Source organism: Pseudomonas fluorescens (assembly GCF_001307275.1).
Lineage (GTDB): Bacteria > Pseudomonadota > Gammaproteobacteria > Pseudomonadales > Pseudomonadaceae > Aquipseudomonas > Aquipseudomonas fluorescens_AA.
In genome coordinates this window covers 4,717,740-4,741,624 of sequence record NZ_CP012831.1, presented here as the reverse complement: position 1 = coordinate 4,741,624, position 23,885 = coordinate 4,717,740, and the positions used below count along the sequence as shown (strand labels likewise).

The window sequence follows — 23,885 nt, the reverse complement described above, 5'->3', positions numbered from 1 at the left end:
GCGAGCAGGCTCGCTCCCACAATGGGTTTGAGTACATTCCCAAAAGGCAGGTTGGGTTTAAGGCCGCCTTCGCGAGCAAGCTCGCTCCCACAGGTGAACGCATTCCAAATTGTGGGAGCGAGCTTGCTCGCGATGGCGGCCCCGAGAGCACCTAAATTTCCCGCCCGATCACTCGTTCTTCCCAGATAGCAAAGGCCCCGCGCCTGTCCTTCCAAGGCGAACCTGACTGAGATCGGCAATGACAACACCTCGTTCGAAAAAGGCTCTTTTCATCGGCCTGCCCCTGGCCCTGGCGTTGGCCGTCGGTGCGGGCGTCGCGGCCTGGGACCATTGGTGGCGGGACAACCCCGGCTACCCGGTCAAAGTGATGAAAGAGGCCAGGGAACTGCACGAACGCCTGCTGTCCTTCGACAGCCACATCACCGTGCCGCTGGATTTCGGCACCGCCGGCAATGAAGCCGACAAGGACGGCAGCGGCCAGTTCGACCTGGTGAAAGCCAACCGCGGCCATCTGTCCGGCGCGGCCCTGACGGTGTTCGGCTGGCCGGAGTTGTGGAACGGGCCCAACGCGCCGCACAAGCCCACCGCCGGTTTTGTCGAGGAAGCGCGCAACCAGCAGGAAGTGCGCTACAAGATCATCACCGGCCTGGTCCGGGACTTTCCCAACCAAGTCGCCATCGCCTACACCCCGGATGATTTCCGCCGCCTGCACGGCGAAGGCAAATTCGCGATTTTCATCAGCATGCTCAACGCCTACCCCCTGGGCCATGACCTGAGCCTGCTGGACCTGTGGACGGCGCGGGGCATGCGCATGTTCGGCTTCAGCTACATCGGCAACAACGACTGGGCCGACTCCTCCCGCCCGCTGCCGTTCTTCAACGACTCGCCCGATGCCCTGGGCGGCCTGTCGGACATCGGCAAGCAAGCGGTGACACGCCTGAACGACCTGGGCGTGATCATCGACGTGTCGCAGATGTCGACCCTGGCCCTGGAACAAGTCGCGCAACTGAGTCGCACGCCGCTGGTGGCCTCTCATTCGGCACCTCGGGCGATGGTGGACATACCGCGCAACCTCAGCGACAAGGAAATGCAACTGATCAAGGCCAGCGGCGGCGTGGTGCAGATCGTCGGTTTCTCCCAGTACCTGCGCCCGCTGACGCAAAAGACCCAGGACAGACTCAACGCCCTGCGCGAACGCTTCGACCTGCCGCCACTGCCCAACCTGGCGATGGCGCTGATGCCCGGCGACCCGATCATCGCCGCCTGGCCGGAACAGAAGTTCGGCGAATACGCCGGCCAGCTCTACGGCATCCTCGAAGAAGAACCCAAGGCCAGCCTCAAGGACCTGGGGGACGCCATCGACTACACCGTGCGCAAGATCGGCATCGACCACGTCGGCATCAGCTCGGACTTCAACGAAGGCGGCGGCGTGAAAGGCTGGGAGAACGTCGGCGACATCCGCAACGTCACCGCCGAGCTGCTGACCCGCGGCTACTCGGAAGCCGACATCGCCAAACTGTGGGGCGGCAATTTCCTGCGGGTCTGGGGTCAGGTGCAGAAAGCCGCCCGCCCCGCCATCGCCTCGACCCAGAAGGCGGCCCAACCATGAATGAACGTCGCACCTTCCTGAAGCAGGCCGGGATCCTCGCCGCCGGCCTGCCCCTGGCCGCCAGCCTGCCCGCCACGGCCAGCACCGATCCACTGGCACCGCTGCCCAAGAACAAATGGGCGCAATTGCGCTCGCTGTTCAACCAGGACCCGGACTACCTGCACTTCTCCAACTTCCTGGTCACCACCCACCCGCGCCCGGTGCGCGAGGCCATCGACCGGCACCGCGCCGCCCTGGATAAAAACCCGGGGCTATTGATGGACTGGGACCTGGGCGTCACCGAAGAGCGAGAGGAAAACGTTCGCACCTGGGCCGGCCGCTACCTGCAAGCTTCGCCCAAGCAAATCGCCCTCACCGGCAGCACCACCGAAGGCCTGTCGATCATCTATGGCGGCGTCCACGTGGCGGCCGACCAGGAAATCCTCACCACCGCCCACGAACACTACGCCACCCACACCATTCTCGACCTGCGCACCCAACGCAGCGGCACCCGGGTGCGCAAGATCAAGCTGTTCGACAACGCCCACGACGCCAGCCATGAACAGATCCTCACGGCCATCGACCGCAACATCCGCCCCGAAACCCGGGTGCTGGGCATGACCTGGGTGCACTCCGGCAGCGGCGTGAAGCTGCCGATCGGCAAGATCGGTGCCCTGGTGGACAAGCACAACCAAGGCCGCAGCGATGAACAACGGATCATCTATGTGGTGGACGGCGTGCACGGTTTCGGCGTCGAAGACCTCAGCTTCCCCGCCATGAATTGCGACTTTTTCATTGCCGGCACCCACAAGTGGATGTTCGGCCCACGGGGCACCGGCTTGGTGTGCAGCCGCAGCGAAGAACTCAAGTACGTCACGCCGATCATTCCGACCTTTTCCGAAGCCACGGCGTTTTCCACCGTCATGACCCCGGGGGGCTATCACGCCTTCGAGCATCGCTGGGCCGCCGACGAAGCGTTCAAGCTGCACCTGCAACTGGGCAAGGCCGAGGTGCAGGCGCGGATCCACGCCCTCAACAGCTACCTGAAAAAACAGCTGGTGGCACAGCCGCAGATCGAGCTGATCACCCCCATGAGCCCGGAGTTGTCCGCTGGCTTCACCTTCTTCCGGGTCAAGGGCCGCGACAGCGACGAAGTCGCCGCCTACCTGATGAAGAACCGCGTGATCGCCGACGCCGTGCATCGCGATGCGGGACCGGTGGTGCGCACCGCGCCGGGGCTGCTCAACACCGAAGCCGAGATCGATCGCTTCATGGGGTTGCTGGGCAAAACGCTCTGAGCCGAACCTTTTTGACCTTATCGAGAGAGATGGATGAACAGTTTTTCGCTGAAGCTACTCCCGGCACTGACCCTCGCCGCCCTGCTGCCCTCCGGCGCCCAGGCATCGCAACCGGGCCAGGTCTTTCGCGACTGCAAGGATTGCCCGGAAATGGTCGTGCTGCCCACCGGCACCTTCCAGATGGGCACCCCGGACGACGAAGTGGGACGCGAGCCCGACGAAGGCCCGCTGCACCCGGTGACGTTTGCCAAGCCCCTGGCGATCAGTCGCTTCCAGGTGCTCAAGGGCGAATGGTTCGCCTACCTGCGCGACACCGGCTACACCATGCCCGACGGCGATGAACGTCCCGGTCGAGCGTGCAAGGCCGGCATCCCGGACTACCAGGGCAGCGACCCGCGCAAGCAATACACCGACCGACACCCGGCGGTGTGCATGGACTTCGACGAGGCCAATGCCTATGTGGCGTGGCTGTCGAAAAAAACCGGCAAACAATACCGGCTGGTCAGCGAGTCCCTGCGCGAATACGCGGCACGCGGCGACAGCACCGGGCCGTTCCCCTTCCCGTTCGATGCAGGCAAGGAGTACAGCATCGCCCAGCACGCCAACACCTACGGCGCGGCCGACGGCTACAACTTCACCGCCCCGGCCGGCAGCTTCGCGCCCAACGCCTTCGGCGTGTACGACATGCACGGCAACATCTACGAATGGACCGCCGATTGCTACAACGAAAACTATGTGGGCGCCCCGAGCGACGGCAGCGCCTGGCTGACTGGCAAGTGCGAATTCAAACGCATCCGCGGCAACGACTGGGGCGAGGCGCCGGTGTTCTCCCGCTCCGGCAACCGCAACGCGTTGGTGCCGGGCAATCGGGGGGACTGGATCGGTTTTCGGGTGGCGCGGGATATGTAGGCGCCTCTGTGGGAGCAAAGCTTGCTCGCGATGCAGACACCTGGATTTCACAGAAAACCGTATTGCCTTCATCGCGGGCAAGCCTTGCTCCCACAGGATAAATTCCCTTCTCCTCCAATCGTTCTAAAGATGGGCACAACCCAATCCAGCGTGCCTGCGTCCGCCAGCCCATGCGGTGAATGCCCCGCGATGGCCTTCGCCCTTTTCATCTAGCAGGGAAACCTCCATGAGCCAACCAAAACGCGGGGTGATCAATGAATTGTTCACCCTGCTCAAACCCTTCCGGCTGATTGTCATCGGCGCCATCCTGCTGGGCATGGTCGGTGGCCTGAGCGTGACCGTGCTGCTGGCGACCATCAACAAGGTGCTGCACGCCGACGGCGGGCTGAGCCACACCGTGGTGGGCGTGTTCGCCGGGTTGTGCCTGCTGGCCCTGGTCAGTTCCATCTGTTCCGACATCGGCACCAACTACGTCGGCCAGAAGATCATTGCCAAGCTGCGCAAGGAGCTGGGGGAAAAAGTCCTGTCGGCGCCTATCCAGCAGATCGAACGCTACCGCAGCCATCGCCTGATCCCGGTGCTGACCCACGACGTCGACACCATCAGCGATTTCGCCTTCGCCTTCGCCCCCCTGGCCATTTCCCTGACCGTCACCCTCGGCTGCATGGGTTACCTGGCCATGCTGTCGTGGCCAATGTTCCTGATGATGGTCGTAGCGATTGTCATCGGCACCGTGGTCCAGTACATCGCCCGCGGTCGTGGGATCAAGGGCTTCATGGAGGCGCGCGATTCCGAGGACGAATTGCAGAAGCACTACAACGCCATCGCCGAAGGCGCCAAGGAACTGCGCATCCATCGCCCCCGGCGGCAACGCATGTTCGTCTCGGGCATCGAACACACCGCCGACAAGATCTGCGACACGCAGATCCGCTCGGTGAACATTTTCGTGATCGCCAAGACCTTCGGCTCGATGCTGTTCTTCGTGGTGATCGGCCTGGCCCTGGCCCTGCAATCGCTGTGGCCGAGCGCCGACAAGGCGGTGATGAGTGGTTTCGTGCTGGTGTTGCTGTACATGAAAGGCCCGCTGGAACACCTGATCGGCACCCTGCCGATCGTCAGCCGCGCGCAGATCGCCTTCCGCCGCATCGCCGAATTGTCGGAGCAGTTTTCATCCCCTGAACCGCACCTGCTGCTCAACGACCAGGGCCAGCCGAAAACCCCGGTGCAGACCCTGGAGCTGAGCAACGTGGCCTACAGCTTCCCGGCGGTGGAAGGCGCCACGCCGTTCCGCCTGGGACCGGTGAACCTGAAGATCGACCAGGGCGACATCGTGTTCATCGTGGGTGAAAACGGCTGTGGCAAAACCACGCTGATCAAGCTGCTGCTGGGCCTGTACGCACCGCAGCAAGGAGAAATCCGCCTCAACGACCACGTCGTGACAGCCGTGACCCGCGACGATTATCGCCAGTTGTTCACGACGATTTTTGCCGATTACTACCTGTTCGACGACATCGTCCAGGGCGACACCCATATCCCGGAGGACGCCAATAAATACCTGCAACGCCTGGAGATCGCCCACAAGGTCAGCGTGCGCGACGGCGCCTTCACCACCACCGACCTGTCCACCGGCCAACGCAAGCGCCTGGCACTGGTCAATGCGTGGCTGGAAGAACGCCCGGTGCTGGTGTTCGACGAATGGGCCGCCGACCAGGACCCGACCTTCCGGCGGATTTTCTACACCGAGCTGCTGCCGGACCTCAAGCGCCTGGGCAAGACCATCATCGTGATTTCCCATGACGACCGTTACTTCGACGTGGCCGACCAATTGGTGCGCATGGAAGCCGGCCGGGTGGTCACCGAACTGCAATCGGCGTAAATAATCACGATTCTCATTCTGGTTTTTTCTGGGTCGTGCGTCCTAATTAAGAATTGATGACAACTACACCCTTATTAAAACTAAAACCTGCAAGAGTGAAACACATGCCAGCAACTCCGGGGATTCCACGTTTTACCAAGGCACTGATCATGCGCCGCCTGCTGCAACCAGGCTTCAGCGCCAGCGCATTCAGCCTGGCCTTGGCCATGCCGTTCAGCGCACAGGTCCAGGCACAGGAAGTCGATCTCAACATTCCGGCGCAGTCGCTGGCGAGCGCCCTGCAGGCATTGAGCAATCAATCGAACATGCAAGTGCTCTACAGTGCCGATGATGTCCAGGGCCTGCGCAGCCAACCGGTCAGCGGCCGGTTGTCGCCGGCTCAGGCGTTGTCGCAGATGCTGGTGGGGACCGGCGTCATGTTCACCATCCAGGGCAACACGGTCAGCGTGCGCGCCAGGACGGCGGGGAATTCGCTGGAACTGGGCGCCACGACCATCACCGGTAAATCCGCGGAAACCGCCTACGGCCCGGTGGACGGCTACGTCGCCACCCGCAGCGCCACCGGCACCAAGACCGACACGCCGATCCTGGAGATCCCGCAGACCATCAACGTGGTCACCGCCGAGCAGGTCGCCACCCAGGGCGCACGCAACCTGACCCAGGCCTTGCGCTACACGCCGGGCCTGAACACCGGCGGCTTCACCGACCGCAACGCCATCGCCGACGAAATCACCAGCCGGGGTTTCTCGCCCACGCCGCTGTACCTCGACGGGGCCTACCTGCCCTATGCCGGCAGTCTCGGCGGCGCGCCGCAAATCGACCCGTACACCCTGGAGCGCATCGAAGTGCTCAAGGGCCCCTCATCTGTGCTGTACGGGCAGAACCAGCCCGGCGGCCTGATCAACATGGTCTCCAAGCGCCCGACCACGGAACAGCGCAGCCAGATCAAACTGGGCGCGGGCAGCTACAGCCGGGTCAACGGCGCGTTCGACACCAGCGGCCCGATCGACGACCAGAAGGAATTCAGCTATCGCGTCATCGGCGTGGCGAAAAAAGGCAACCAACAGGTCGATCACACCCACAGCGAACGCATGCTGCTGGCACCGAGCCTGACCTGGGCGCCCAACGACGACACCTCGCTGACCGTGCTGGCGCAGATCCAGCGCGACGATGGCCTGGAGGACTATCAGGCGCTGCCGCGGATCGGTTCCCTGGAGCGCGGCCCCAACGGCCAGCGGATCGACCGGGACTTCTTCTCCGGCGACACGCGGTGGAACGACTACAAGCGTGACCAGTTCATCCTGGGCTACGACTTCAGCCACAACATCACCGATGACCTGAAATTCCGCTCCACTGCGCGTTACACCGATGTGCGCGACCAATACCGGGGCTTCTACCTGCGCAGCTTCGTCACCACCGGTGGCGTCACTGACCAGACCCAGGCCAACCGGGTAAAACTTGACTGGCAACAGCACAACACCGCGTACACCGTCGATAACAACGTGGAATACAAATTCAATACCGGCGCCCTGGAACACACCACCCTGGCAGGCGTGGACTATCGGCATTTCAACCGCAAGTACGATGGTTACAACGCCTACAACGTCGCGCCGATCGACCTGTACGGCAATAACAACAACTACGACACCAGCAGCGTAACCCCAACGCTGGACACCCAGTGGGACAACACCGTTCGCCAGACCGGCGTCTACCTGCAGGACCAGATCAAGCTGGACAAGTGGATCCTGACCGTGGGTGGCCGCCAGGACTGGGCCGAAGTGGACAACAAGGACCTGCTGGCGGGCACCGTTTCCTCACTGCGTGACAACAAGTTCACCGGCCGGATTGGCCTGACCTATGTCACCGATTTCGGCCTGGCGCCCTATATCAGCTACTCCGAGTCCTTCCTGCCGACCGTGGGCACAGACGCCGCTGGCGAGTCGTTCAAGCCGACCGAAGGCGAACAATACGAAGTGGGCGTGAAGTACCAGCCGTTCGACAAGACGATGATTACCGCCTCGGTATTCCAGATCAAACAGAAGAACCTGGTCACCGCCGACCCCGCCGATCCGCAGAACTCGATCCAGTCGGGCCAGGTGCGTTCACGGGGGGTTGAACTGGAAGTCAAATCCACCGTCGACAACATCGACGTCATGGCCGCCGCCACCTACCTCGACTCGTTCTACACCAAGGACAACTACGGCAACGAGGGCAACCGCAGCGAGCAACAGGCACCGTTCTCCGCCACGCTGTGGGTCGACTACCACTTCACCCAGGCCGTCCTCAATGGCCTGACCTTCGGCGCAGGCGCTCGTCACACCGGCCGCAAGCCGGGCGACGCGGCCAACTCGTTCGACGTACCGGCCTTCACCGTGTTCGACACCACCATCAGCTATGACATGGGCAAGGCCACCTCGAGCCTGCGTGGCGTCACCACCAGCCTGAACGTGCAGAACGTCTTCGACCGCGAGTACGTGTCCCACTGCAACTACTCGTTCGGCTGCTACTACGGCCAGGAACGCGTGGCCTCGCTGGACGTGACCTACGACTTCTAAACAACACCCAGAACCGGGCCTGGCCCTAATGCCAGTCAGTTAAGGATCAAACGACTCAAAACCTGTGGGAGCAAAGCTTGCTCGCGATGGCGGCGGACCAGTCAATGACATTGTCGACTGGCACACCCCAATCGCGAGCAAGCTTTGCTCCCACGGGTTTGGGGATTAACTGACCGGCATTAGGCCTGGCCCGGTTTTTTTGTGCCTGCCAATCCTGAAACCCTCCCACAGAGGATGTGTGGCATATGCAAATCCTGAGACCACCCCAAACAACTGTGGGAGCAGTGGCATGTGCAAATCCTGAGACCACCCCAAAACAACTGTGGGAGCGAGCTTGCTCGCGATAGCGGTGGATCAGCAAAATAATCTTGGCTGACACTCCGCTATCGCGAGCAAGCTCGCTCCCACAAGGGATTGTGGTGTTTCAGGCGGTGAGTGCAGTCCGCAAGGCTTGGCTCAATTGCGCGTACACCTCGTCAATCTCCGGTACCACGCTCTGCAAGCGCAGGTAGTCGTGGATCAGGCCGGTGTATTCGATCAGTTCCACGCTCACCCCCTGCGCCTGCAAACGCCGGGCGTAGGCGCGGCCTTCGTCGAGCAACGGGTCATGGCCGGCCAGGGCGATCAGGGCCGGGGCCAGGCCGGGGTAACCGGGCGCCAGCAACGGCGAGAAGCGCCAGTCCAGGCGATCGGTGGGTTCATTGGCGTAGTGCCGGTAGAACCACTCGAGGGTTTCGCTCTCCAGCAGATACCCTTCGCCGAACAGCTCGGTGGACGGGCTGCTGGTGGACGCATCGGTCACCGGGTAACAGAGCAACTGAAAGCACGGCTGGATCGCCAGGGAGGCTGGTTCCAGGGCCGCTTGCAGCGCAAGCACCGTCGCCAGTGTCGCGCCGACGCTGTCCCCGCCGAACGCCACGCGGCTGATGTCCAGGCCTTCGGCGCGAGCCTGCCGGGCCAGCCAGTCGAGGGCGTCGGCACCGTCTTTCAGCGGCGTCGGGAAGGTGTGTTCCGGGGCCAGACGATAGCCCACCGACAACACCGCGCACGGTGTCCGGGCGCAGAATTCGCGGCAGACGCCGTCGTGGGATGCCAGGCTGCCGACCACATAGCCGCCGCCGTGAAAATACACCAGCACCGGCAGCGCCTGGGCCGCAGCCGTGGCGGGACGATACAGACGCAGCGCCAGCGTCGCGCCGTCACGGGCGGTGACGGCGTGAGCGGCGCACTGCACATCCGCCGGAGCGTCCCAGCGCAATTGCCCGGTGGTGCGCTCGAACGCCTCGCGGGCCTGGGCCGGCGTCGACAGGTGAAACGGCCCGGGGCCGTCGGCCTGGCTTTCTTCGGCCAGGTCGAGGAAGGCGTTGAGTTCCGGATGCAAGGACATCGCAGGGGTTCCTTATGTAAAACCATGGGTAAAAGATGAGCCACTCAGACTCATGCAAAACCCTGTGGCGAGGGGGTTTAGCGAAACGCCATACGTCCCGCTGAATTGCGCTCTGTAGGAGCTGCCGAAGGCTGCGATCTTTTGACTCTGCGCTTGGGACTCAAGCGTCTGAGGAAAGATCGCAGCCTCGTTGCACTCGTCAGCTCCTACATCCGGCTCGTCTTTGTATAACGATAAACCCGCCCCGATCCTTAAGCCGCTTGCGCCACGCAGTGCTCGATCAACGCCTCCAGTTCCTCCTGGTAGGCGCGCATCAACCCCTCGACGGTCTCGGCACGGTAGCGGCGGGTGCTGAAGATGCAGCGCAGTGCCAGTCGCCCGTCGTACACCTGCCCCACCACTTCCAGCCAGTTGCCCAGCGCGGCATGGGGGCTGTAGCAGCTGCCGTAGCTTTCCGCCGCCGGCACCAGCAACGCCTTGTCGTCGAAGCTCTGGTCGAACTGCCCCAGGTAGTTGAACGTCACCCGTGCCTGGGGCGCGCGACCCAGGGTGGCGGCCATCGGCTCGCCGCTCATGTAGCGCAACACGCCATAGCCCAATCCCTTGTTCGGCACGGCGGCCAACTGCCGTTGCACCGCCCGCACCGACGTGCCGATGTCGGCTTCATGGCTCGGGGTCAGGCGCACCGGGAACATGCTGGTGAACCAGCCCAGGCTGCGGCTCAGGTCGATGTCCTTGACCAGATCCTCGCGACCATGCCCCTCCAGTTGGATCAGCACCGACGGCTGCTGGCTCCAGCGGCACAAGACCCGGCTCAGCGCCGCCAGCAACACGTCGTTGATCTGCGTCTGGTAGACCGCCGGCACCTGTTTGAGCAACTGCTGGGTGTGCTGCTCCGACAGGCTCAAATGCGCCACCGACTGGTACTGCACCTGGTTCTTGCCCCGCAGGTTGTCACACGGCAACTCACTGCCCGGCTGGTCGATCTGCTCCAGCCACCAGGCTTTTTCCGGCGCCGGATAGTCCCGCGCATAGGCTTGCAGGCCCTCGGCCCAGGCCCGGTAGCTGCTGGTGCGAATCGGCAGGTTCGGCGTCTGGCCGTCGCTGTAGGCCGCATAAGCCGTCTGCAAATCCTGCAGCAGCAAACGCCACGACACCGTGTCGATGACCAGGTGATGAATCACCATCAGCACACGAATTTCACCGCTGCCCAGGGTCACATGCGCCGTGCGCCACACCGGCCCGTTGTGCACATCAAGGCTGCGTTGCACCTGCTCGGCGTACAACTCCAACTCGGCTTCATCGGCCACGCTGTGCTGCCACAGCAAAGGTTCGTTGGCCCACTGGGCCTGCATCTCCTCCAGCGCCTGGTAATGCTGCAGGTGGCGCCCGCCGACTTCACTGAAGCGCAGGCGCAAGGCATCGTGCTGCTGCATCATGCCGCGCAAGGCCAATTCCAGTGCCGTCAGGTTCAACCCCTGACGGGCCCGCAGCATCAACGCCTGGTTGTAATGATGGGGCTCGCTCATGCGCTGGTCGAACCACCATTGCTGGATCGGAATCAGGTTGAACTGCCCTTCGGCGGCCACCTGGGTGACGTCCTCGACCGTCACGGCAAACGTGTTCGAACGCTGGTCGAAAATCGCCTCGATGGTCTGGCCGCGCATCAGGTCCCGCAGCTTGAGCTCCATCTTCAGCTCCCCATGGTTGCGCACCCGCGAGACCACTTGCAGGCTGAGGATCGAGTCACCGCCCAACTCGAAGAAATTGTCGGTGATGCCCACCCGTTCGACTTGCAACACCTCGGCCCAGACCTCGGCCAACAGTTGCTCATCGCGGTTACGCCCCGGCACATACTCGGCGCCCTTGAATTCCGGCTCCGGCAGAGCCTGGCGATCGAGCTTGCCGTTCGGGGTGACCGGCAACGCCTCCAGGCAGATGACCTGGGCCGGCACCATGTAATCCGGCAATTGCGCCCGCAACTCGGCCTTGAGCCGATCGCCGATGGCCACGCCATCGGGGGTGACCACGTAGCCGATCAGTTGCTTGCCCGAGGCACTGTCGCGGGCGATCACCAACGCATCGCTGACGTCGTCCAGTTGCCGCAGACTGGCCTCCACTTCTCCCAGTTCGATGCGGAAACCCCGCACCTTGATCTGGTGGTCGATACGGCCGACGTAATCGAGCACCCCGTCGACGCGCTGGCGTACCAGGTCGCCGCTGCGGTACAGGCGATCGCCCGGCTGGCCGAACGGATCCGGCACGAAGCGCTCGGCACTCAGGTCCGGGCGACGGTGATAACCACGGGCGATGCCCGCGCCACCGATGTACAACTCGCCGGCAATGCCCGGCGGCAACGGGTTGAGGTTGTCGTCCAGTACATACAAGGCGCGCTCACCCACCGCACGCCCGATCGGCGCGTAGGCGGCTTCGCAACGTTCGCTGGCCGGCACCTTCCACAGCATCGGCGTGACCACGGTTTCAGTCGGGCCGTAGCCGTTGGTGAAGAATTGCGGACGCAACGCCGCCTTCACTTGCTCGAAGGTCTGGTCCGGCACCGCATCGCCGCCGAAGCAGTAGACCCGCACCAGCGGTGGCGCCAGTGAGCTATTGGCAGCGTACTCGGCCAGTTGCTTGAGGTAGGCCGGCGGGAAGCAGGCGATGGTAATGCCGTGGCGGTGCAAGGCGTCGAAGGTCTGCTCCGGCGTCCACAGCGCGCCGTCGCGAATCACCAGGGTGCCGCCGCTGAACAGCGTGCTCAGCCAGCGTTCATGGGCGCCGTCGAAGGCGAACGACATGAAATGCAGTTCGCGGGTCTGTTCGTCCATGTCGTACAGCCCGGCGATGGCCTGGCAATGCATGCTCATCGGCCCGTGCGCCACGGCGACGCCTTTGGGTCGACCGGTGGAGCCCGAGGTGTAGATCAGGTAGGCCAGGTTGCCGCCGAGCAAACCGCTGTGGGGCGGCAAATCGCTGTAGCCGCGGCTGTCGAAACCGTCGATGGCCAGGCGTGCCAGACCGTCGAGATCCGGCAGGCGGGCCTGCACCCGGCTGTGGGTCAGCAACAGCGCCATGGCCGAATCTTCGATCATGAACGCCAGGCGCTCGGGTGGATAATCGATGTCCAGCGGCACATACGCCGAACCGCTTTTCATCACCGCCAGCAGCGCCACGACCATGTCCACCGAACGCTCCAGGGCCACACCGACCACCACTTCCGGGCCGGCGCCAAGTTCGATCAAACGGTGGGCCAGGCGGTTGGCCCGGCGCTCCAGTTCGCCATAGTCCAGCGAGTCGTCGCCACACACCAGCGCCGTGGCCTGCGGACGCGACTGGGCATGCCGGCCAATCAGCTCCGGCAACAACTGCGCCTGATAGCAGCCGTTCGGCGCCGCGCTCCATTGTGCGAAGGCTTGCCACTGTTCCAGCGACAAGCGCTGCAGGTTGCCCAGGCACACGTGGGGCGCATCGATCATCGCTTCCAGGGTGTCTTCCAGGGTCCGGCGGATTCGCTCCACCGCTTCGACGCTGAAGGCGTTGCGCAGGAACAGGTACTCGATGGACAGCGTTTCACCCAGGTTGACTGCCAGATCCATCGGGAAGTTGGTCACGTCATGATTGCGTGACTCGCCGAAGCTCAGGCCGGTGTCCTGCTGGTCGCCCAGGCGTTCGTCGATGGGGTAGTTCTCGAACACGATGATGCTGTCGAACAAGCCCTGCCCGCCCAGGCCCGACCAGCGCTGGATGTCCGCCAGTGGCGCATGGGAATGCTCACGCAGGTCCAGGTTGTAGGCCTGCAACTGTTGCAGCCATTGGTCCAGCGGCTGCTCGGGGTCCAGGGTCTGGATCACCGGCAAGGTGTTGATGAACAGGCCGAGGATGTTGTCGGCGTTGACCAGCCCCGCCGGACGCCCGGCGACGGTGGCGCCGAAGACCACGGTGTTCTGCCCGGTGAAGCGTTGCAGCAACAGCAGCCACGCCCCTTGGATCAAGGTATTGGGTGTGATCTGCAAGGCGCGGCAGGCCTGTTGCAGGCGAGCGGTCTGTGCCACGTCCCAGCGCGAATACAGCGCCTCGTGCCCCGGCAGTGCCTCGACATGCCGCGGGAACATCGCCTGGCTAAGGGAAGTCGCCTGCTCCAAGGTGTCGAGGCGGCTGCGCCAGAAGCGTTCCAGCGCGCCCTGGTCCTGGCGTTGCAGCCATTCGATGAACTCGCGGTAGCGACCATTGCGGCTGGGCACGTGCCCATGGGCGTAGAACTGCAACACCTCACCGAACAACCGCGAACTGCTCCAGCCGTCCATGAGGATGTGATGGCAGGTCCAGATCATCTGGTAGCGATCGTCTTCCAGGCGCAGCAACAACACCCGTTGCAAAGGCGCGCGGCTCAGGTCGAAACCGGCCAGGTAGTCAGCGGTCGCCCGGGCACTGATCGCCTGCTCGCTGATGTCCTGTCCACGCCAGTCTTCAATCCGCAACGGCAACTCAACGTGGCGATGGACGATTTGTACCGGCGCGCTCAAGCCATCCTGCCAGTGGAAACTGGTGCGCAGGATGTCCTCGCGCTCGATCACCGACGTCCAGGCCCGGGCGAAACGCTCGGTGTCCAGGCCGTGCACCGGCAGGCTGATCTGGTTGATGTACAAGCCGGAGCTGTCGTCGGCCAGGGTGTGGAACAGCATGCCGTCCTGCATCGGCGACAGCGGATAGATGTCCTCCACCTGCGCCACGGGCACCGTCAGGCCATTGAGTTGCGCCTGGCTCAGTCGCGCCAGCGGGAAGTCCGAGGGTGTCAGGCCCAAGTGCCCGTCGGTGCAGCAGTGATCGATCAGTTGTTGCAACGCCACGGCGTAGGCATCGGCCAACCGCTGGAGCGTGGCCTCGTCGAAAACATCGCCACTGAACGTCCAGTCGAGGGTCAACTGGCCGTTGAAGATCCGCCCGTCGATGGTCAGCCAGTTGCCCAGCGCCACGTCATCGCCATGCCCGGCGCCACTGCCCTCCTCGCTCGGCACGAACAGCGCCTGCTCATCGAAGCTCTGGTCGAACTGCCCCAGGTAGTTGAAGGTGATGCGCGCTGGCGGCAGTTTTGCCAGGCGCTGCTGGACCGCTTCGGCACCCAGGTAACGCAGGACGCCGTAGCCCAGGCCCTTATTCGGCACCGCCCGCAATTGTTCCTTGATCCGCTTGATCGACTCGGCCGGGTCGCCGGCCGGCGTCAGCAACACCGGGAACAGGCTGGTGAACCAACCGACGGTGCGGCTCAGGTCGATGCCCTCGAACAGTTCTTCGCGGCCATGGCCTTCGAGCTGCACCAGGCAGGCCGGTTGCCCGGTCCATTGGCAGACCACTTGCGCCAGGGCGCTGAGCAGCAAATCGTTGACCTGGGTGCGATAGGCCGCCGGCGCCTGCTTGAGCAAACGCTGGGTCTGGGTGGCATCCAGGCGCGTGCTCACCGAACGGCCATGGGCCGCGGCCTGGCTGCCCTCGGGACGGGCCCGTGGCAGCGGCGGCAGGGGCTGGTCCAGTTGCCCGACCCAGTAATCCAGTTCCTTGTTCAGAGTTTCACTGTGGGCGTAGTCCTGCAACTGAGCGGCCCAGGCCTTGAACGCCGTGGACTTGCCCGGCAAGGCCGGCGCCTGGTTCGCCCGCAGTTGGCGGTAGACGTTTTGCAGGTCTTCCAGCAGCACCCGCCACGACACGCCGTCCATGACCAGGTGATGAATCGCCAGGTGCAGGCGCGAACTGCCGTCCTGCACCGCGATCAGGCTGCAACGCAGCAACGGGCCGTGTTGCAGGTCGAGGCTGCGTTGGGCCTGGTCGGCGATGGCGATGATCTCGGCGGCGTCCTGCGCGGTGCGTTGCCAGATCTCCAGCGGCTGCTTATCCACGGCCTGATGGCTGGCGTGCCAGCGGCCATCGTTGGCCTGGGTGAAGCGCAGGCGCAAGGCATCGTGATGGGCCACCACGTGCTGGAGGGCCTGTTGCAGGTGGGCGATGTCCAAGGGTTCGCGCGGGGTCAGCAGGACCGATTGGTTCCAGTGGTCGCGGTGCGGGATATCACTGGCGAAGAACCAATGCTGCATCGGCACCAGCAGGCTGTCGCCGGTGACCGGGCCTTGGTCGATCACGCCTTCGTCGGCCGCCGTGGCGACCCGCGCCAGGGCCTGGATGTTCTGGTGCAGGAACAGGTCCTTGGGGGTCAGGCCGATGCCTTGGGCACGCGCCCGGCTGACCACCTGGATCGAGTTGATCGAGTCGCCGCCCAGGGCGAAGAAGTTGTCGGCGGTGCCCACCCGCTCGACGCCAAGCACCCCTTGCCAGATGTCCACCAGTGCCCGCTCGATGGCGTTGACCGGTGCCGTGAAGGCTTCCTGGCGCTCGGCCAGGTCCGGTGCCGGCAGCGCCTTGCGGTCGAGTTTGCCGTTCGGGCTCAGCGGCATGTGTTCCAGGCGGGTCAGGTGCGTCGGCACCATGTGCTCCGGCAGGTTCAGGCGCAAATGGGCCAGCAGCGCTTCGCGCAACAGCGGCCAGTCGCTGGCCTCACCGGCCTGGGCGACCACGTAGCCGCTCAGCACCTTGCCGCTGCGGCTGTCCTGGGCCACCACCACCGCTTCTCGCACCGCCGCATGTTCAAGCAGGCGCGCTTCGATCTCACCCAATTCGATACGGAACCCGCGGACCTTCACCTGGTGGTCGATCCGACCGACATAGTCGATCACCCCGTCCGGGCGATAGCGCGCCAGGTCACCGGTGCGGTACAGCCGCTCGCCGGCCACGAAAGGGCTGGCGACGAAACGCTCGGCAGTCAGTTCGGGACGGCGGTGATAACCGCGGGCCAGGCCCTGGCCGCTGAGGTACAGCTCGCCGTTGACGCCGCTCGGCACCGGGTTGAGTTCATCGTCGAGGATGTAGGTCATCAGGTTGGCAATCGGCTCGCCAATCGGCACCGCATCGCGCCCTTCGTCGCGGCAGGTCCAATGGGTCACGTCGATGGCCGCTTCGGTCGGACCGTACAGGTTGTACAGCCGGGCATTGGGCAACTTGGCGAACACCTGCTGCTGGGCATCCACCGGCAGGGCTTCGCCGCTGCAGACGATGCGGGTCAGGCAGGTGCACCGGCTGACGTTGGCATCCAGCACGAACGCCTGCAGCATCGACGGCACGAAATGCAGGGTGGTGATGCTTTCCCGTTCGATCAGGCTGACCAGCTTCTGCGGATCGCGATGATCGCCCGGTGCCGCGACGACCAGGCGCACGCCGGTCATCAACGGCCAGAAGAACTCCCAGACCGACACGTCGAAACTGAACGGCGTCTTCTGCAAGACACTGTCGCCGGCCTCCAGGCCATAGGCCTGTTGCATCCAGCACAAGCGGTTGGTCAGGGCGCCGTGGCTGTTGCCGGCGCCCTTGGGTTTGCCAGTGGAGCCGGAGGTGTAGATCACATAGGCCAGGTTCTGGGCGACGGCCCGGGCAGGCGGATTGTCGGTGGAATGGTCACTCAACCAGTCGTCGTCCCCATCCAGCACCAATAGGTTGAGTCCACCTCCCGTGGGAGCGAGCTTGCTCGCGATGAGGCCCTCACCTTCAACATCAATATTGACTGAACCACCGCTATCGCGAGCAAGCTCGCTCCCACAGGTCAGCAGCAGCTCGATGCCGCTGTCCTCGATCATGTAGGCCAGGCGTTCCGGCGGGTATTCCGGGTCCAGCGGCACGTAGGCGCCACCGGCCTTGAGGATCGCCAGCAGCCCGACCACCATTTCCACGCTGCGCTGCACCGAGATGCCCACCAGCACATCCGGGCCGACGCCGCGCTCGATCAAGGCGTGGGCCAACTGGTTGGCGCGGGCGTTGAGTTGGGCATAGCTCAGCGACTGCCCTTCGAACACCAGCGCCTCGGCGTGGGGATCACGCTCGACCTGGGCTTCGATCAAATGATGAACCGGGAGATGGTTCGGGTAGTCGGCGTAGGTGCGGTTCCAGTCCTCGACGATCAGGCGCCGCTGCGTCCTGTCCAGCATCGGCAGCTCGGCGATGCGCTGGGTCGGGTTGGCGACGATGGCGCGCAACAGGTTCAGCCAGTGCTCACCCAGGCGGGCGATGGTGCTCGGCTCGAACAGGTCGCTGGCGTAAGTCAGCGCGGCGCTGAGGCCATCGGCGTACTCGAAGGTGTCCAGGGTCAGGTCGAACTGCGCGGTGCCCGAGTCCCAGGTCAGTTGCTCCAGGCTCAGGCCCGGCAACGCCGACAGGTCCCGGCGGGCATCGCTGGCATGGTTGAACATCACCTGGAACAGGGGCGTATGGCTCAGGTTGCGCGCCGGTTCCAGCCGCTCCACCAGTTGTTCGAACGGCAGGTCCTGGTGGGCCTGGGCGCCGAGGGCCCGTTGCTTGACCTGATCGAGCAGCTGGTCGAATCGCAGGTTGCCATCGATGTCGGCCTTGAGCACCTGGGTGTTGACGAAGAAGCCCAGCAGACGCTCGGTTTCCACCCGGTTACGGTTGGCGATCGGCACACCGACGCGGATGTCGTCCTGGCCGCTGTAGCGGTGCAGCAAGGTCTGGAAGCCGGCCAGCAAGAGCATGAACAGCGTGCTGTTGTGCTGCTGGGCCAGGCGCTTGAGGCCTTCGGCCAGGGCCGGTTCGATGACGATGGGCAGCCGTGCGCCACGATAGCTTTGCTGGGCCGGGCGCGGATGGTCGGTCGGCAGTTCGAGAATCGGTTGCTCGCCGCCCAACTGCTCGATCCAGTAATCGAGTTGCCGCTGCTGCTCCCCCGCCGCCAACCACTGCCGCTGCCAGTGGCCGTAGTCGGCGTACTGGATCGGCAGCGGCGCCAGCGCCACCGGCTGGCCCTGGCTGAAACCTGCGTACAACTGCAGCAGGTCGTCGACCATGATCTGCATCGACCAGGCATCGGACACGATGTGGTGCTGGGTCAGGATCAGCACATGGTCCTCGGCACCCAGTTGCAGCCACTTGACCCGCAGCAACGGACCGCGCTGCAAATCGAACAGTTGCCGGGTTTCGGCTTCGATCAAGCCGCGCAAGGTACGTTCATCGACGCCGGCTTCGAGCGATTCGACCGCCAGGGCCAACGGCGCTGGTTCGTCGATCACTTGCAGAGGACGCTCATTGTCGAGCACGAAGCGGGTACGCAGGCTCTCGTGACGCGCCACCAGTGCATCGAAGCTCTGTTGCAGCGCGGCACGGTCGAGGGCGCCGCGCAAACGCAGGGCCGCCGGAATGTGGTAGGCGCTGCTGGTGGGTTCCAGTTGCCAGAGGAACCACTGCCGTTGCTGGGCGAACGAGAGCGCCAGCGGCTGGTCGCGAGGAATGCGTGGAATGCCCGGTTCATCGTGGGCCGATGCCGTGCCCATGGCCTCGACAAACGCCCGCAGGCTGTTATGGGCGAACAACAGGCGCAACGGCACCTGGATATTCAGTTGCTGGCGAATCCGCGACATCACCTGGGTGGCGAGCAAGGAATGGCCGCCCAGTTCGAAGAAACTGTCGTCCAGGCCCACCTGCGGCACCTTGAGGATATCGGCCCAGATCGTCGCCACCGCCTGCTGCACGGGTGTCTGCGGCGCGACATAGGTTTTCTGCCACTGGCTGGCATCGGGCTTGGGCAACTGCTTGCGATCCAGCTTGCCGTTGGGCGTCAGCGGGAAGCGTGGCAACACCACCATGTGCGCCGGCACCATGTAGTCGGGCAGGTTGACCTTGAGCCGGGCCGTGAGGCTGTCGCGCAGGGCGCCCTGGGCGCCTGCATCCAGGTCATTCAGTTCGGCGGTTGGGACGATGTACGCCACCAGCGCCTGGCCGCCCGCTGCCTCCTGGGCCAGCACCGCCGCTTCGCGCACGCTGTCCTGTTCCAGCAGGCGCGCTTCGATTTCGCCCAACTCGATGCGGAACCCGCGAATCTTCACCTGATGGTCGATGCGCCCGAGGTATTCGAGGATGCCGTCGGCCCGCTGGCGCGCCAGGTCACCGGTGCGATACAGGCGCTCGCCGGCGACAAACGGATGGGGTACGAAACGTTCGGCGGTCAGCGCCGGACGCTGGAAATAACCGCGGGCCAGACCCTGCCCGCCAATCAGCAATTCACCGGCCACGCCATAGGGCACCGGCATCAGGTCGGCGCCCACGATGTACAGCGCCGTGTTGTCGATAGGCCCGCCCAGCCAGGGTTGCGCGGCCTGGGTTTGCAACGGGTGCAAGGCCGACCAGATGGTGGTTTCCGTCGGGCCGTAGAGGTTCCACACTTCACCGCCGAGGGCGAGCATGCGCACGGCCAGTTCCTGGGGCAGCGCCTCGCCACCGCACAGGCATTTGCAGCCGCGCAAACCCTGGGCGTGCTCGTTGTCCAGCAACATGCGCCAGGTCGACGGCGTGGCCTGCACCACGTTGACCTGCTCGGCCGCGATCAGCGCCAACACCGCGTACGGGTCCTGGGCGACGTGCTGGCCGGTCAGCACGATGCACGCGCCGACCATCAGCGGCACGTAGATTTCCAGGCCGAAAATATCGAACGAGAACGTGGTCAGCGACAACGCCCGGTCCTGGGCCGTCATGCCCGGCGCCTGGGCCATGCTCGCGACAAAGTTGGTCAGCGCGCCGTGGCGCACCATCACACCCTTGGGTTTGCCGGTGGAGCCGGAGGTGTAGATCGCGTAGGCCAGGTGCTCCGCATCCAGGCGCGGCGCCGGCGCCTCGCAGGCATAGCCGTCGAGCCAGTCACCCTCCTGGTCCAACACCAATGTGGTGACGCCAACACCAAACACTGTGGGAGCGAGCTTGCTCGCGATGAGGCCCTCACCGCCAACATCAATATTGACTGAACCACCGCTATCGCGAGCAAGCTCGCTCCCACAGGACAGCCGTAGCTGGTCGAGCAGCGAACTTTGGGTCAGCAGCAGCTCGATGCCGCTGTCTTCGATCATGTAGGCCAGGCGGTCCTGGGGGAACGCCGGGTCCAGCGGCAGGTAGGCGCCGCCGGCCTTGAGGATCGCCAGCAGGCCCACCAGCATGTGTGCGCTGCGTTCCACGGCAATGCCGACCAGGACATCGGGGCCCACGCCGAGGCTTTGCAGCTTGCCCGCCAACTGATTGGCCCGGGCATTGAGTTGGCCGTAGCTCCAGCGCTCGCCGTCGATCACCAGTGCCGGGGCGTCCGGGGTGCGCGCCGCTTGTCTTTCGAACAGTTGATGAACAAAACCCGCCTCGGGCGCCGGCGTCGGGGTGCGCTGGCCGTTGTCGAGCTGGGCCTGGCGCTCGGCCGCGTCGAGCAACGGCAATTCACCGATGCGCTGCGCCGGGTCGGCCACGATCGCCCGCAACAGGTTCTGCCAATGCCCAGCCATGCGCGCGATTGTCTCGGCGCCAAACAGGTCGGTGGCATAGATCAGCCCTGCCGAAAGCCCTTCACTGTGCTCCACGGTTTCCAGGGTCAGGTCGAATTGCGCCGTGTGCGAATCCCAGCGCAGTTCCTCGACTTTCAACGCACCGACCGGCCCCTCGCCCGCCGGGCCTTGGGTCCGGTGGTTGAACATCACTTGGAACAGCGGGCTGTGGCTCAGGTTGCGCTCAGGCTGCAACGCCTCGACCAGTTGCTCGAACGGCAGTTCCTGGTGAGCCTGGGCGCCCAGGGCTGTCTGTTTCACTTGTTGCAGCAAGGCGCCAAACGAATCCTGGCTCTGGACATCGCTGTCGAGCACCTGGGTGTTGACGAAGAAGCCGATCAGGCGCTCGGCCTCGACCCGGTTGCGGTTGGCCGTCGGCACGCCGACGCGAATATCGTTCTGGCCGCTGTAGCGATGCAGCAGCGCCTGGAACGAGGCCAGCAGGAGCATGAACAGGCTGACGCCTTCGCGCTGGGCCATGTGCTTGAGATCGCCGGCCAGTGCCGCGTCGATGGCCAGTTCCAGCCGCGCGCCGCGATAGCTCATTACCGCCGGACGCGGAAAATCGGTCGGCAGCTCCAGCATCGGCTGCTGGCCGCCCAAACGTGCGGTCCAGTATTCCAACTGACGCTCGCGCTCGCCCGCTTCCATCCAGTGCCGCTGCCAGATGGCGTAGTCGGTGTACTGGATCGGCAGCGCCGGCAATTGCGGCGTGCGGCCCTGGCTGAAGGCGGCGTAGCCGTCGACCAGTTCCTCGACCATCACCTGCATCGACCAGCCATCGGCCACGATGTGGTGCAAGGTCACGATCAGCACATGATCATCCGCCGCCAACCGCAGCAGGCGCGTGCGCAGCAGCGGCCCCTGTTGCAGGTCGAAGAGCTGGCGGGTTTCCCCTTCGATCAACTGGCGCAGCTGCATCTCGTCCGGCAACTGTTCCAAGGTGTCTGCCTGCAAACGCACTGGCGCCGCCGCATGTACCTGCTGCACCACCTGCTCGCCATGGGTCTGGAAGGTGGTGCGCAGGCTCTCGTGCCGGGCCACCAACGCGGTGAAACTCTGTTCAAGCGCAACGATGTCCAGCGGCCCGCGCAAGCGCAGGGCCGTGGGCATGTGGTAGGCCGCGCTCTCGGGGTCCAACTGCCAGAGGAACCATTGGCGCTCCTGGGCAAAAGACAACGACAGTGTGTCGAACTCGGCACTGACAGGCGGGATCGGCAGGTTCGCCGGGGAAACGTTCTCTTCGAGCATCTTCTGCAAGTACAAGCGACGTTTTTCCAGCGGCAGCGTTATGAAGCGCCTGGCAATACGTTGTGCGACAGCGGTGTCCATCAAACCTCCTCAAATTCATCGAGCAGCGCTTCAAGCTTGCTCAATTTCGACGTACTCATGGGTTCGCCGGCAGGCTCGAGTTGCGCCACGAACGCGCCGAGTACCGGGAATTGGAAAATCAGTTGCGGGGTCAAGGTCAGGCCCAGCTCCAGTTGCAGGCGCGAGACCACGCTCACCACCAGCAGCGAATGCCCGCCCAGCTCGAAGAAATCGTCGCCAAGCCCGACCTGCTCGACCTTGAGCACGTCTTGCCAGATGGCCGCGACCCGGCATTCGAGGTCGCTCTGCGGTGCCAGGTATGCCGGTTGCAGGGCACGGGTGTCCGGTGCCGGCAAGGCCTTGCGATCGAGCTTGCCGTTGGGGGTCAGCGGCAAGCGGTCGAGGAAGACCCAATGGGTCGGCACCATGAAGTCCGGCACCTGGGCCGCCAGTCGCGCCTTGAGTCGGTCGCCCAGGCTGCCTTGGTCAAGAAGGCTGTCCTGGCCGACCAGATAGGCCACCAGGTTCGGCCCGCTCACGTCGTCCCGCGCCAGCACCACCGCATCGCGCACATCGGCATCGGCCTGCAGGCGCGCTTCGATTTCCCCCAACTCGATGCGCAGGCCACGGATCTTCACTTGGTGGTCGATCCGACCGAGGTACTCGATCACCCCGTCGGCGCCATAACGGGCCAGGTCACCGGTGCGATACAGGCGGCCGCCCGGGGCTGGCGCGAACGGATCGGGAATGAAGCGCTCGGCGCTCAGTGCCGGTCGTTGGTGGTAACCACGGGCCAGGGAATCACCGGCGATGTGCAACTCGCCGACGGCGCCCACGGCGCAAGGCTGCAGTGCCGCGTCCAGCACGTAGGTGCGCACGTTATCGATGGGACGGCCAATGGCGATGATCCGCTCGGCGTCGTCTTCGCTGCCACGCACCACGGCATGGCTGCTGGTGTCGATGGTCGCTTCGGTCGGGCCATACAGGTTGCGCAGTTCGCCATCGAACAGCGCCATGACCTGGCGCGACAGGTGCGCGCTGAGGGCTTCGCCACCGCACAGCAGCAGGCGCAGGGAGGCCAGTTGCGCGCGGGTCGCCAGTGGCAGCAAGGCCTGCAACAGCGAGGGCGCCATTTGCAGCACGCTGATGCGCCACCGCGCCACGTCGGCCCAGAGGGTGGTCAGGTCGAGGTTCAGGTGCGGGCTGGCGAGCACCAGTTGCGCGCCGCTCATCAACGGCAGCCAGAACTCCCAGACCGAGGCATCGAAACTGATCGCGGTTTTTTGCAGGACGCGGTCGGCGGCCGTCAGTTTCAGGCAACCCTGCATCCACGCCATGTGGTTGCTCAGGGCGGCATGGCGAAGGGTCACGCCCTTGGGCTTGCCGGTGGAGCCGGAGGTGTAGATCACATAAGCGAGGTGATCGCCGTCGATGGCCACGCCTGGGTCGCGCTCGCTGTAGCCGGCCAGCCATTGCCCAGGCTGATCCAACAGCAGCGCGTTCACGGCAGCGTCGCCGAACAGCGGCAGCACATCGGTCTCGGTGAGCAGCAAGGC

General features: G+C 64.4%; 8 protein-coding genes (1 of these 8 only partly in view). 5 read left to right on the top strand and 3 right to left on the bottom strand.

Translation table 11 applies throughout. The annotated features are described in order from the left end of the window. Nucleotides 1-238: 238 nt before the first annotated feature. The 5 genes from pvdM to AO356_RS21145 all read left to right on the top strand — a co-directional run bounded on the left by pvdM (nt 239) and on the right by AO356_RS21145 (nt 8,226). Complete coding sequence (pvdM, locus tag AO356_RS21165; RefSeq protein ID WP_060741400.1) at nt 239-1,609, top strand: pyoverdine-tailoring dipeptidase-like protein PvdM; 1,371 nt, start codon at nt 239-241, stop codon at nt 1,607-1,609. Next, nucleotides 1,606-2,886: an aminotransferase class V-fold PLP-dependent enzyme gene (locus AO356_RS21160; RefSeq protein ID WP_060741399.1), complete on the top strand. Its 1,281-nt coding sequence runs from the start codon at nt 1,606-1,608 to the stop codon at nt 2,884-2,886. Before pvdM ends, AO356_RS21160 begins: the two co-directional genes overlap by 4 nt. Nucleotides 2,887-2,919: 33 nt before the next feature. Further along, nucleotides 2,920-3,795, top strand: a complete 876-nt coding sequence (locus tag AO356_RS21155) for a formylglycine-generating enzyme family protein (RefSeq protein WP_060741398.1) — start codon at nt 2,920-2,922, stop codon at nt 3,793-3,795. A gap of 226 nt (nt 3,796-4,021) precedes the next feature. After that, nucleotides 4,022-5,671 carry a cyclic peptide export ABC transporter gene (locus tag AO356_RS21150; protein ID WP_060741397.1) on the top strand — a complete coding sequence of 550 codons (1,650 nt, stop codon included), beginning with the start codon at nt 4,022-4,024 and terminating at the stop codon, nt 5,669-5,671. A gap of 104 nt (nt 5,672-5,775) precedes the next feature. After that, complete coding sequence (locus tag AO356_RS21145) at nt 5,776-8,226, top strand: TonB-dependent siderophore receptor (RefSeq protein ID WP_060741396.1); 2,451 nt, start codon at nt 5,776-5,778, stop codon at nt 8,224-8,226. A 424-nt stretch (nt 8,227-8,650) separates the two neighbouring features. Here the strand turns inward: AO356_RS21145 and AO356_RS21140 are convergent, their stop codons facing one another. From AO356_RS21140 to AO356_RS21130, 3 genes are all read right to left on the bottom strand, one after another. Continuing rightward, nucleotides 8,651-9,613 carry an alpha/beta hydrolase gene (locus tag AO356_RS21140; protein ID WP_060741395.1) on the bottom strand — a complete coding sequence of 321 codons (963 nt, stop codon included), beginning with the start codon at nt 9,611-9,613 and terminating at the stop codon, nt 8,651-8,653. A 251-nt stretch (nt 9,614-9,864) separates the two neighbouring features. Next, entirely contained in the window at nt 9,865-22,350 is a 12,486-nt protein-coding gene (locus AO356_RS21135) for a non-ribosomal peptide synthase/polyketide synthase (RefSeq protein ID WP_060741394.1), read from the bottom strand. Continuing rightward, nucleotides 22,350-23,885, bottom strand: partial view of a non-ribosomal peptide synthetase gene (locus AO356_RS21130; protein ID WP_060741393.1) — the 3' portion only. It continues 9,543 nt past the right edge of the window; 1,536 of the gene's 11,079 nt are visible here — the last part of the coding sequence; its start codon lies off the right edge, out of view — the gene reads right to left on this strand; it ends in the stop codon at nt 22,350-22,352. Before AO356_RS21130 ends, AO356_RS21135 begins: the two co-directional genes overlap by 1 nt.

Excerpts from the sequence above, each read along its gene's own strand:
- pvdM (WP_060741400.1), top strand. The coding sequence starts at position 239 with ATGACAACACCTCGTTCGAAAAAGGCTCTTTTCATCGGCCTGCCCCTG.
- AO356_RS21135 (WP_060741394.1), bottom strand. The coding sequence starts at position 22,350 with ATGGACACCGCTGTCGCACAACGTATTGCCAGGCGCTTCATAACGCTG.
- AO356_RS21150 (WP_060741397.1), top strand. The coding sequence starts at position 4,022 with ATGAGCCAACCAAAACGCGGGGTGATCAATGAATTGTTCACCCTGCTC.
- AO356_RS21160 (WP_060741399.1), top strand. The coding sequence starts at position 1,606 with ATGAATGAACGTCGCACCTTCCTGAAGCAGGCCGGGATCCTCGCCGCC.
- AO356_RS21145 (WP_060741396.1), top strand. The coding sequence starts at position 5,776 with ATGCCAGCAACTCCGGGGATTCCACGTTTTACCAAGGCACTGATCATG.
- AO356_RS21155 (WP_060741398.1), top strand. The coding sequence starts at position 2,920 with ATGAACAGTTTTTCGCTGAAGCTACTCCCGGCACTGACCCTCGCCGCC.
- AO356_RS21140 (WP_060741395.1), bottom strand. The coding sequence starts at position 9,613 with ATGTCCTTGCATCCGGAACTCAACGCCTTCCTCGACCTGGCCGAAGAA.